Source organism: Bacteroidales bacterium (assembly GCA_013141385.1).
Classification (GTDB): Bacteria; Bacteroidota; Bacteroidia; order Bacteroidales; family Tenuifilaceae; genus UBA8529.
On the sequence record JABFRB010000041.1, the window covers coordinates 1 to 13,073 of the forward strand.

General features: G+C 37.1%; 9 protein-coding genes. 4 read left to right on the plus strand and 5 right to left on the minus strand.

The genetic code is table 11. The features are described from left to right. The first annotated feature begins 233 nt into the window (after window positions 1-233). Together HOO91_19140 and HOO91_19145 are read left to right on the plus strand one after the other, a co-directional pair. The gene (locus HOO91_19140) at window positions 234-938 is read left to right on the plus strand and encodes a CBS domain-containing protein (GenBank protein ID NOU19678.1); all 705 of its coding nucleotides are present in this window, start codon (window positions 234-236) and stop codon (window positions 936-938) included. A gap of 117 nt (window positions 939-1,055) precedes the next feature. Continuing rightward, complete coding sequence (locus HOO91_19145) at window positions 1,056-2,036, plus strand: glycosyltransferase (GenBank protein NOU19679.1); 981 nt, start codon at window positions 1,056-1,058, stop codon at window positions 2,034-2,036. Between the two features lie 91 nt (window positions 2,037-2,127). On the opposite strand, the gene HOO91_19150 is transcribed toward HOO91_19145, so the two are convergent. The 5 genes from HOO91_19150 to HOO91_19170 form a co-directional block, all read right to left on the minus strand. Continuing rightward, entirely contained in the window at window positions 2,128-2,745 is a 618-nt protein-coding gene (locus tag HOO91_19150; GenBank protein NOU19680.1) for an SIS domain-containing protein, read from the minus strand. Then, window positions 2,732-3,718 (minus strand): GHMP kinase, encoded by a 987-nt coding sequence (locus HOO91_19155; GenBank protein ID NOU19681.1) that lies wholly within the window; start codon window positions 3,716-3,718, stop codon window positions 2,732-2,734. Before HOO91_19155 ends, HOO91_19150 begins: the two co-directional genes overlap by 14 nt. Before the next feature lie 164 nt (window positions 3,719-3,882). Continuing rightward, a complete protein-coding gene (locus HOO91_19160; protein ID NOU19682.1) occupies window positions 3,883-5,751 on the minus strand; it encodes an HAD-IIIA family hydrolase in 1,869 nt (622 codons plus the stop codon). 141 nt (window positions 5,752-5,892) lie between these two features. Further along, entirely contained in the window at window positions 5,893-6,561 is a 669-nt protein-coding gene (locus tag HOO91_19165; protein ID NOU19683.1) for a Crp/Fnr family transcriptional regulator, read from the minus strand. 402 nt (window positions 6,562-6,963) lie between these two features. Next, entirely contained in the window at window positions 6,964-7,578 is a 615-nt protein-coding gene (locus tag HOO91_19170) for a hypothetical protein (GenBank protein NOU19684.1), read from the minus strand. Between the two features lie 471 nt (window positions 7,579-8,049). On the opposite strand from HOO91_19170, the gene HOO91_19175 reads away from it, so the two are divergent. Both HOO91_19175 and HOO91_19180 read left to right on the plus strand, forming a co-directional pair. Further along, the gene (locus HOO91_19175) at window positions 8,050-12,183 is read left to right on the plus strand and encodes a T9SS type A sorting domain-containing protein (GenBank protein ID NOU19685.1); all 4,134 of its coding nucleotides are present in this window, start codon (window positions 8,050-8,052) and stop codon (window positions 12,181-12,183) included. A gap of 589 nt (window positions 12,184-12,772) precedes the next feature. Beyond that, entirely contained in the window at window positions 12,773-12,910 is a 138-nt protein-coding gene (locus HOO91_19180) for a hypothetical protein (GenBank protein ID NOU19686.1), read from the plus strand. Window positions 12,911-13,073 lie beyond the last annotated feature (163 nt).

Here is a 13,073-nt window from a genome sequence, read left to right on the forward strand (position 1 = left end):
AGATTAATCGCTTAAGATAATGATTTCCAGGGTTTTAAACAAATATTTCTGATGTTATTTTATTGATTTTCAAATATTTAACTAAATTATTAGTAAAGTAGTTTCAACCCTTAATTCGCATTAACAAGTAACTCCAAGTTAATAAGTTGATAACTTCAATAAAACGCATAGAGAAGCATCTAACTAACCTCCAAAAAATAATCATTACCTTTCGGATGTAATAAAACATAAATATGCAAACCGATAACCGTCCCAATTCCGAAGTATTCATTGATCTTTTTACCGAGATCGAGCAAAAACTCAAGGAGATATGTGGGGATACATATCATTCAAATTTTTCGGAATTGCTGCGCAAAGCCCGTAATATCAACCCTATTTTACATCAATATGCAAATGATCTCAGGGAATACGCTCAGCTTAGGAATGCCATAATCCATACCCGCCGCGAGAACTTCATTATTGCTGAACCTCATAACGATGTTATCACTGAAATAAGGCATATTCGCAATTTGCTATATAATCCCCCAAGGGTATCGAAGGTGATGAAGGATAAACCATTCTTTGCCACCCCAAAAACACCTATTATGGAGATGCTTGAAACTTTTGCAAACAAAGGATTCATGCGTTGCCCCGTGGTTGATAAGGATAAAATTATTTGCTTAATAACGGCAAAAACCCTTGCTCGTTGGATAATCACCAAGCCAACAGATTTTCAGAATGCCACGCTCGAAGTGGTTATCCCATTTGCAGATCCAAATGACTTTATTATTGTTAGTGAGAATGCCGATATTGTATCGCTAATTGGACAGTTTAAGAATTCCATTAAAAAGGGGAATTACCTTCAAGCCGTTTTGATTACCCGTAATGGTCAACCTAATAGCCCATTAACTGGGATAATTACGCCAAGTGATTTACCGAGTTTAATGGAGATGGTATGAGAAAGTGGAAAGTTGAAAGTGAAAAGTTAAAAGTGAGAAGGAAGATAGAGACATGGCAACTTAAAAATCTAATAGTCTAATTTTAATACCAAAAACTTAGTGAAATCAATGCAACCCATATACTTTTCTATAATTGTTCCAACATTTAACCGACCCGATGAGGTTGATGAACTGATGGCAAGTTTAACCCATCAATCTTACCGAGAATTTGAATTAATCCTAGCAGATGGAACGCCCGATGAATCATTGGTTAAGATTATTGATAAGTACAGATCTGGGTTAACCATCCAGCATTTACATAGACCGTATTTAGGCATTAGCGATTCAAGGAATCTTGGTTGTCAACATGCAAAGGGACAATATTTCATTTTCTTGGATTCTGATTGTGTTCTTCCAGAAAACTATCTTCAAAATGTTTTAAAAGGGTTGACTGACAATGGGTTTGATGCTTTCGGAGGTCCCGATGCTGCTAATGAATCGTTTACCCCTCTCCAAAAAGCTATTAGCTATTCCATGACCTCAATTTTAACAACTGGAGGTATCAGAGGCAAGAAAAAACACGTTGGACAATTCCATCCTCGTGGGTTTAATATGGGCATTTCGAGGGAGGTTTTCGAAAAAACGAATGGTTACTCATCCCTTAAGTGTGCCGAAGATATTGAATTTAGCATCCGTATAATAAATCTCGGCTTCAAAACGGGATTAATCCTCGAAGCCTACGTTTACCATAAACGGAGAACAACTTTTAAAGCATTCTTCAAACAGGTTTATAGATTTGGTGCTGCTCGAATAAATATTTATAAGTTGTATTCAAACGAACTTAAAATTACCCACTTTTTCCCAGCAGCATTCTTAATAGCATTCCTCCTTCTGTTGCTAATACCTATAGTGAGTAAAACACTGTTTTTAGTAGGATTGGCTCTATTTATATTATACTTCTTACTAATTTTTGTTGGGTCAACTATAAAAAACAAAAGCCCGAAAGTTGGGCTACTATCAATCTTTGCTGTCATTACACAGTTTAGCGGTTATGGAAGTGGATTTATTGCAAACTTTGTACAACTATTGGTTCTCAAAAGAGAAAAATCATTGGTGTAATTTGAAAAGAAGTTAATCAGAAGTTAAGGAATTTGGAATAATATACTTCACCAAATGCTATACACTTAATACTAAACACCATACACTCCTCTCAACACTCCTTCATCCTCTCATCATATTTACTTCCCACGCTTGTGTGACTAGTATTAATTTTCTGTATCAGATTTTGTTTAATGGCATGGAAGCACAATAGGTGTAAATCCTCAGTCATTTCCATATCGTTTACAGGAATGTGAACGCATACATCAGCAATGACTTTTGCTTTACCTCCAGAAAAGCCAACAAAAGCGATTGTCTCAACCTTTTTTTCCTTTGCAAGATTTAAAGCCTTAAGTACATTTTCAGAGTTTCCACTACCTGAAATTCCAATTACCAAATCGCCAGATTTAATGAAGTTCTTAAGCTGCTCAACAAAAATATCATCATAGGAGATATCGTTGGCAATAGCCATTAATCCGGGGATATTATCGCTTAGGCAGATAATTCTCAATCGCTTCTCCATTCCAAAGGTTATACCTTTTAAATAATCTCCTGCAACATGCGAAGCGGTAGCAGAACTACCACCATTTCCAAAGATATAGATCATTCCACCACGATTATAGCAATCGGTTATAGACTGAACAACGGCTTCAAGCTCCGAAATATTGATTTTAGTAAGCGTATCGCTCACCTGATTGAAATACCCTTTATAATGATTATGCCCACTCATCGCCAAAATAAATTAATTTAGTTCCTTCGTTATCAAATTTAAAATCGAAATGCCTTGCTGGCATAGCGCTAATCAGCTTTTGCTGCAATTCCTTTGGACAGTAAAAAAGGATAAATCCTCCACCACCAGCTCCTAGTAATTTTCCACCAATAGCACCATTCTTTAAACCCAACTGGTAAAGATCTTCGATATGATTGTTGCTGATTTTTGATGCCAAACGCTGCTTTAACAACCAGTTCTGGTTAAGTAACAATCCAAACTCATCTAATGTTCCCTTATAAAGAACATCTTTTAGAACATCAACCAGCGCAACCATATCCTTTAGCACTGCAAATTTTTCGGCATTTCCAATATTATTCTTTTGCTCCACAAGAATCTCTGAAGCTTTCCTTTCGTTCCCAATATAAAAAAGTACAAGGTTTTCCTCAAGCTGATTGTAAACATCCTGCTTAAGATAAAGTGGTTCAACAGTAACTGTTTCATTTGCATTGAACCGAAAAATATTCAACCCGCCAAAAGCCGCTGCGTACTGATCCTGTTTCCCAATTGGTTCCTTAAGAATATCTATCTCCATTCGACAAGCTTCTTCGGCAAGCATCTCCTTTGAGGAGTATTGTCTTTTTATTGCATTTAAATTATGAAGCAAACCAACGGTAAATGCAGATGAAGAGCCCATGCCTGTACCAGCAGGAATATCGGCAATTGAGCTAACCTCAACACCACCCCTGATGTTTGCCATCCTCAGAGCTTCGCGGATTATCTCATGCTTAAGATCTTCGATATTCTGAACCGTTTCAGTTTGAGAATATTTTGCACGTATCTTGTCCTCCTCAAAGTATTTATGAGAGGAGATGTACATATATTTATTAATTGAGGTGCTGAGCACCGCACCCTGACTTTTTGAGTAAAAATCTCTAAGATCAGAGCCTCCTCCAACAAAACTAATTCTGAAAGGTGTACGGGTGATTATCATTGAATTTTTATTGTTTTATTTAACCGCTAAGGACGCAAAGTTTACGCAAAGATTGCAAAGAATAATTCAAATCGCCTTATCTGTTATAATTTATCAACAACCCATTTAATCCCATTTTTTAGTAAAGAATATTAAAGTTTTTGTGCACTCTGCGCGGTTAATAACTAAACCACTATGTCCCCAAAATCAATATCCTTATCAATTAACCGATACTCATCCAATAACCTTGAATTGTATAAGTTGTAAATCTCATTATCGGCCTTACCTCTCCATCGGTAATAATCAAAAACTCGCTGTTTATGAAATGCAGGTTCAATATTAACGAATATTTTCAAATGCGACAATTCCCTGATCTCCGCCATGGAAAGTGCAACAACGCCATCAATTATAATTACATCGCAACCAGTAGGATCATAAGCAATGCTCTCTTTTTCAATTAATGGATTGAAAGAGTAGCCAGGTGCAGAAACTCTTTTCCCCTCTATGATTTTAATTAAATCTTTAGTGAGTAATGGTAGCTGAAATCTATCGAAAACATTCTTTGCATTTAGCCTATCCGATTCTGCTAACAGCCAATTATCCAATTCAACTCGAAGAACCTTCCTTCCTTTCGACTCAAAATTTAAAGCAAGAAATTTGCTAATTACACTCTTCCCTGTTCTTGATCGACCTCCAATAGCAATAATCATTGGAACTCGTTCATTCTCGCTTAACTTCAACTCGACCCTTGTAAGTAAATCCTTATAGGGCTTATCAATGATAAATGAAACTGCTTCTGTTAAATCCTCAAACCAGAAATCGGGTTTTGCCTTGGTGGTATAATTGCTTCGCCCAGATCTAACAGCAATAGTTGTACACCCTGCCGCTTGACCAGCTTTGATATCCCTTTCGGAATCGCCAATTAACCAAGATTCTTTAAGGTTGATATTAAACTCCTTTGTTGCATCAAGCAACATCCCCGGTTTTGGTTTACGGCATTCACAGTTAATCTTATACAGTTTATTCTCCTCAGGAAAGCCTCCCTCTGGATGATGAGGACAATAGTAAATTCTATTGAGATATGCTCCCTCCTCCCCCAATAACGCCTCCAATTTATTATGAATTATCTGTAGCTCATCAATCGAACACAAATTTCTAGCAATAACGCTTTGATTTGTAACAACAACCGAAAGGTATTCCGATTGATTTATCCTTTTAATGGCTGTTGGAACAAAATCAAAGAGATTTAAATCCTCGTGGCGAGAAATTAGATCGGTATCCTCATTCAAAACCCCATCACGATCAAGGAATATACAAGCACGCTGGTATTTATAGTTTGAACGCTCAATCCTGCCCGATTGAAAATCATTACAAACATGTTCCAGACGGGTAGGCGTTCCCATATCTTTCAAATATTCAGCAGTATTGTAGCCAAATATGCTTATTTTCTTATATATAGATGGGAATATATCATGACCAAAATCAGCCTTTTTACCTCGTTTAATAAACCTCAAAATTGATGGGTTCATAACATATAACCCAGCATTTACAAGATTTCGGTAGTACGCACCTTCTTTATGTGGTTTTGAATGGAATGCTACGACTCTACCATTATCATCAATATCAACCAAATCGCTATCCTGTGGGTGATCGTTTGGATGAACAACGAGGGTACATTCGCTCATTTTTGTTTTATGAAACGAGAACAAACGATTTAAATCCATATTAACCATCACATCCCCGTAAAGCAGAAAAAAATCTTCGCCAAGATTCTCCTCCAAATCCTTCAACCCACCAGCCGTACCAAGAGGTTCATTTTCATTGTGATATGTGATTGAAACGCCAAAATCCTTTCCATCACCAAAATGTTGGATTATTGTATCGCTCAAATGATTTACAAGCATGGTAATGGTAGTAACTCCATAACTTTTAAAAAGTTCGACCTGATGTTGAAGTACAGGTTTTCCCCCAATATGAATCATTGGTTTGGGAATTAATTGGGTTTTTTCACCCAAACGAGTACCTTTTCCTCCGGCTAGGATAAACGCTTTCATTCAAATAGAATAAGATGTAAAGTTAGCAAAATTCACTAATTATTGAGGGGTGTTCGTTGTTGTTCATTGTTTGTGAAAAATTGGACTATTAGTTTACTTTGTCTTCTGTCTCCTTTTCACTTTTAACTTATCACTTTTAACTTACCTTATCATCTCCAACAGCCTATTCCTATTAATGATTGATATCTCCCTCCTATTTACGGTTATTATTCCCTCATCTTGTAACTCAGCAAAAACCCTAGCCAACGAGGGGCGTGTAACTCCAAAAAGCTCTGCTAGCTCCTGATGTGATTTGGGCAGTAAAATGGTAGCCTTAGAATCGCTCTTGGTCAAACTTAACAGGTAATGCGCCACTTTCTCCTTAATCGTTTTAAATGAGAGAAACCAAAGCTTGTTCGATAGGAATTGTGCTCGATTCGAAATTGCATTTAGGTAGTTACGAAGTATTACATCGCTCTGCTGTAGCATACGAATTACATCCGGTTTAGGTATAAAAAGGATTTTACAATCCTCTAAAGCAATCACATCAACTGGGTAACGATTCCGTTCACCAAACAGAAAAGCGTGTGCAATGGGTTGCGGAGCAAACATCTCCTCTATTTTAAGGATTTTTCCAGAAAAATCGACCATCTCGCCTTTAACACTTCCAGCAACCACAATGCAAAGATTTTTAACCTCCTCCTCACGTTGTGCGATGGTTTGCCCTTTTGAAAATGTTTTTATGGAATGGGATATCTTACCCAGTATTGATTCCACTTCCGAAGGATTCAACCCTCTAAAAAAAGGGGAATTTGATATTATGTCATACATCGATTCGTACAATTTATTCAACAACCAAATCTAGCTGTTTTTTTATAATCAAGCCACTCCTCTGCTGAACAACACCACAATCCAGTTACATTCCATTTATTACTGCCATAACCTTGATTATTAGATTATAAGTATCCGCAAATATTACCACTTAAAAAACTGACCCCATTGTCATTCGAAGACACTTTTGGGTCTTCTCCATAACCCTTCGGCGTACAGAGTATTCGAACAGGTTTTGTTTCTTACCTTCCAAAACCCTTCGGGGTACGCAGTACCCGAAGGCGTTTTATTCACCCACCAAACTCCAAAAGGTCTCGGAGACCCTTTTGGGTCTTCTCCATAACCCTTCGGCGTGCAAAGCGCCCGAAGGAGTTTTATTACCTTCCTTCCAAACCCCACTTCTTACTCCTCAAGTAAAGTATACTTTATTAAATCTAAATCTTGTTGCTCTTCATGAAATGCAATAAAATTCGCCCGGCTATCAAACCATCCCAACACAGAATCACGTTTGATTTTAGTCGGTTTAACAGAGATAATTGTAAGGTAAGAACTCCATGGATAGTCTATCATACTATCTGCAAAGTCATGTTTCACAGGGTTTGAGTGAATATAGTAAATCAAACGTTTTAAATAGGTCTCGTTTGTAACCTCAATTCTTTTGAAAGGATGTTCAAACAAGCTACCATGACGATTATTCTGTTTATTGAATTCCTTTGCATATGCATTGCAAAGATGACCAAACTGATTTTCGGGCTTGGCTTTTTTAAGAGCAGTTTTCGGTTCTTTTTCTGATTTAAGAAAGTCAATATCAACTTCATCCTTAATTCTTACCAACAAATGAAAATGATTTGGCATTAAACACCAAGCATAGGTTTCTGCAACCGAACTAATATACTTATCATAAAGAGAAAGGAAATGGTAATAATTTTGGGCAGTCAAAAATAGATTTTCACCATTATTACCTCTATTGTAAATGTGATAATACTTTCCAAATTCAATAGGCGGTTGATGTTTCATTTTTCTTTTAAAATTAAAACTTTCTTTCTAAATATTTAATACACGAAGAAGTTTTACACCCAAAACCCTTCGGAGTACGCAGTACCCGAAGGCGTTTTATTCACCCACCAAACTCCAAAAGGTCTCGAAGACGCTTTTGGGTTTTCCCCATAACCCTTCGGCGTACGCAGTACCTGAAGGAGTTTTGCCTCCCACCTACCAAACTCCAAAAGGTTATTCAGACGCTTTTGGGTTTCTGCAATACCACTTTACAACACTAGTAGTTTTTTCCAATATCCCTCCCTTTATTTTATTTTTTTGCTGATTTATAATATCTTGCTACCCTGTTCATAATTATTCAGAAAACAACTTTAAATCATTAAAAATTTAACTCTATCTTAACGCCCCATATTCTATCTACCTATTAACTTTGTGCTCTAAAAAAACTTAAATAATTAACTAGTAACCAAAATATTAACTAAAACAATGCTTATGAAATTTAAACATTTACTCAAAACTACAGCTCTCACACTCTTGCTAATTATTGCAGGGAAAGTTGGTTGGGGGCAAGCAATTCTTACTGAAACCTTTAGTTATGCTACACCAGCTTATATTGGTGGCAATGGAGCTGTTGGAACATCATCAAATGGATGGACCACTCATAGTATTACAACAGGTCAAACAACCACTGTTGATATTAACGATGTCAGTTTATCTTATACTGGATTGGTTGCTTCAACTGGAAATAAAGTTTATTTATTTAGTAATGCAAATGCGACATCTAGGGATATAAATACTGCTTTTACATCTACAGCTACCACCTTGTATTTTTCTGCCCTTGCAAACATTGTAGACAATTCCCAAATTAACACTACTGGTGATTATTTCATGAGTTTCGGAGCAAGTTCAGGTAGCTCAGCAGGAAGTTTGGGAGGTCGACTTGGGGCAAAATCTGTCAACGGCGGCTTAAATTTTAGATTTGTTATTCAAAATACGTCAGGTGGAACACCAACATGGACCGACAATGGTTCTGATCTTTCTTTTGGAACAACATATTTAGTTGTTGTAAAGTATGACAGAACTGCAATCCCAACGGCTGCTACAATGTGGGTTAATCCTGCAACCTTAGGTAGCACAGAGCCTGCTGGCTCTGTGTCAAACAATTCAGGAACAAGCACGGTTACTACATTAGGTTCAGTATGTCTTAGGAATTCAGCGACAACGCCTAAAGTTGAGATTGACGAAATTCGAGTAGGAACAACATTTGCAGATGTAACTCCCGTTCCAGATGTTACACCTCCAACCCTATCCTCAACAACACCTGCTGATGAGGCTACTGGAATAGCTCTTAACCTCTCATCTTTGAGTTTAACTTTTTCAGAAGATATCGCTAAAGGAACAGGTAATATAGTAGTTAAAAAAGTATCTGATGATTCTGTTATTGAAACCATTGATGTTACTACCGGTGCTGTGGCTATTAGTAATAGCACCGCAACTGTAACTCTAACTAGCACTCTTGCATTCAATACTGACTACTACATTAACATTGATGCAACTGCTATTAAAGATTTAGCAAATAACAATTTTGCAGGTATTAGCGATAAAACAACTTGGAATTTCACCTCACGCTTAGCATCTACAGCTGCTACAGTTACTTCAGCAGATTACACCGTAACCGATGGTCCAACATGGACAATTTCCAATATTCCAAGTAGCGTATCTGTTGCAACATTCGAAGGAAAACTTACCCCTGCAGCAGGTGCAACTATTGCAACCTTTGAGGCTGATGGCACAACACCAGCTACTGGTACTGTTTTAAATGGCTATAAACTAAAGGTTACTGCTGAGAATGGTACTACTACAAACACTTACAGCCTAGTAGTAACCCCTGCTTTAAGTGCTGCAACTAGCAATAATGATGTTGATCACAGTTTTGATATCACCTTTACCGATGATGCAGCATGGCGTGCAGCCATTACTGCTGTTAAAGATGATGCTACAACCTTAACTTTAACAACCGACTATACCATTGCATCGGGAACATTAACACTTATCCCAGCATCAACCAATAGCCTTAAGGTATCAGGTTCCAGAACAATTACGGTTGTTGCAACTGGCTATGCTGATGCTACTGTTACACAGATAATCAAACCGGGCGTTTTTACCCATGCAACTATATCCAATGCTCCTGCAATGGGCCTTGGCGTAACATCTACAGTTACCTTAACTGCAAAGGATCAGTTCGAAAACCTTGTATCTGGCTACATATTTAAATACGATGTTACCATTACAAACACAACTGTTACTACAGCAGAATCTTATACAATTGATGGAATTGCAAGAACTGCAAGCATCTCAGACATACCTGTTACCGCTACTAATGCTTCAGGTGTAGCTACCTTTGACATAGCTGTTCCTGGTGTTGTTGATGGTGATGATGGTATTTCAGTTCAGGTTCAGCTGAACGATGGAACAACAAACCTTGGTAGTGCATTATCTTATATAGCACCCACAGCTCCAACTGCAGTTATTTCTCCTACAACTATTTCAGAGCATTCACTTGAAGGTGCTGTCGTTAACATTACATTACAAAATGCTACTTTCGTAGGTACTTTTGATAAAGCCAATTTTACAATAAATGCACCAGCTGGTCTTAGTGTAGCATCCGTTGCTTCTGTTGATGCAACCCATGCAAATCTAACACTTACCTATGATGATGCGAATAATGATTTTGATTCTGATTTTACTACTTTCAACGTTAAAATCCTCGCAGCAGAATTATCAAGTGCAGTAGATCTAACCAGCAATGATATTACGCTTACTGCTACTGTTGAAGTTGCTCCAACCGTAACTACAGATGCTTCAATTGCATCAAATGGTGTAACTACAGCCACATGGGGTGGAAACGTTTCTGCAACTGGTGGTGAGGCTGTAACCGTAAAAGGTTTATGCTGGGGTTTAACTACTTTACCTACTACAGCAAATAATATAACAACGGAAGCAGCAGGTACTGGTACAATCACAGGTAGCATGACAGGATTATTACCAAACACTCTATATTACGTTAGAGCTTATGCAACCAACTCTGTAGGTACTGAATACGGTGTTGAAAAATCATTCACTACCTATAGTGATGAACCAACTAATCAGGTTAATACTTTTGCAGTAACTCCAAATGGTACTGATTTGGTTATCTCATGGGTAAATAATAATGGAGCAGTTGTACCAACCCATTATCTAATCAAAGCAAGTACAACCAACAATGTTACTGATCCTGTTGATTTTACAACAGTTCCAAGCGATCAACTGGTTATTGGCGATAACAATGGTGTTAAGGTTTGTTTAGCAAGTGAAACCTCATTTACTTGGACAGGTTTGCCAGCAAGCACACCTTACTACTTTAAAATTTATGCTTTAGCTAAGAATGTAGATAATATTCCAAACTATAACACCACAAGTGCTCCTGCTGCAAATGCAACAACAAATAGCGCAGCAAAGGATATTACTGCTACAACTATTGGCACATTAGATGCAGCAAATAAGAAGATTACCGGCATTCCTTCCACAACAACTGTTACTGCATTAAAAGCCGCAATTACAGTTTCTGCAAACGCAACTTTTGATGTTTTGGTTGCTACTGGAGGTGCTCCTGCAACAGGAACAAGTACTGTTACCAATACAATGGTTATTAAGGTTACAGCACAGAATCTTACCAGCCAGGAATATACTATTACAACTGTAATTGCAACTACAATAGTTGACAATTTGGCTGCATTAATTGCATTACCTGCTAATACTCCTGTAAAGTATACTGGCAAAGCCACTATTACTTATATGAGAACATCTCGTAACCAGAAGTACATTCAGGATGCAACTGGAGCAGTTCTTATTGATGATCCAACAACAGCACCGGGTTTCATAACTGGCACCTATGCTGTTGGTGATGGTATTACAAATATTGAGGGTAAAATTGTTCTTTATTACGGATTAGTTGAGTTAACACCAACGGTACAAACTGGTGCAACTTGTACAGGCAATCCAGTAATTACCCCAGAGGTTAAAACATTGGCAAACTTAACTACTGCAGATCAAAGCAAACTTGTTAAGGTTGAGAATTTTACATTCACCAATCCAGCAACTGAAGGCGATGCAAGTGGTAATTTTGCTGCTTCAAAGAACTATACAATTTCCGATGGAGTGGCACGTGATACCATTTGTCAATTCAGAACTGCTTTCTCTGAAGCTAATTACATTACTACTGCAATACCAACTACACCAAAAAGTGCAAATGTTTTAGTTGTAATGTACAAAAAGAATAACTTTTCTAAAGTTGTAATGCAGATTGTTGCACGTAACCTAGCAGACTTCCTCTCAACTGGAATTGATGATAACCTTAATTCTAGCCTAAGCATTTATCCTAACCCATTCAGCAACGAGATCAGATTTGAAGGCTCACAAAGCATAAAACGCGTTGTAATAACCAGCATTACTGGTCAGGTTCTTAAGAACGTTGAAATTGGTCAGGTTAATTTTGTAAATACTCAGGATTTACCAAGGGGTATGTACCTTGTAACCTTTATGAATAGTAAAGGCGAAAAAACAACCCAGAAGATGGTTAAGCAATAGGCTTCATACTTTTATATCTACAAAGCCCTCGGAAAACCGGGGCTTTGTTTTTTTTATACCGATTCGCTAACAAGTTATTCAATTTATTTCGCCAACTCATAAATTGAAATTGTTAGTCGATCGGCATTATTCACTTTGTTCATGAGTTCGTTCGCGTTGCTCTCTTAGTTTACCAAACATATTAGCATTAAGATATTTATTATCATGTTAGCGGTTTGGTATAATATCCCCAAATATCAGTTCATCCAACCAAATGTGCTATTCAAAAGTAGATCAGGGGTTTTTAGCAAAAAAAATGATATATATCTTAATTTATTAAATATTTTGAACTTTTTTTTTAATACTTTTGTTGTCTTTAAAATATAATAAGATTGTAAAACTTTGAATTTAAAAATCATGAAATTTAAGAGAATCGCTTTGGCATTAGTTTTGTTTATTGTATTTATGGTTGGAATGGTTTCGTGCATGAATAATATACCATGCCCTGCTTATGCCAGTACGACCCATAAGGTTCAAGATCATAAAAGTTAAATTTTTGTTAGTAATAATTTTTAAATATATTAGCACCGGACTCTCAAAACGAAATTCAATGAAAGCAATGAAGAAATTTTTCGCAGTTTTACTTGTTCTGATTGTAGTGGCAGTTGTATTTAGCTCTTGTGCAAAGAAAACATGTCCCGCTTATAGCCAAGTTGTTACAAATTCAACGGCAGCAGCAAGAGGTTAAAACTCTTTTAAGAAATAACCTAACTTTCTTAGGCAGTTATCACTGCTTGAGAAAGTTTTCTATTTTTATATACCAGTCTATTCCAACCTTGTTGCTCATCCATTCAGTTTCTGGCTACAAGTTAAAAAGGAGTTAGAGTCAAGGTTAGTGTTCAGTAAAGTTT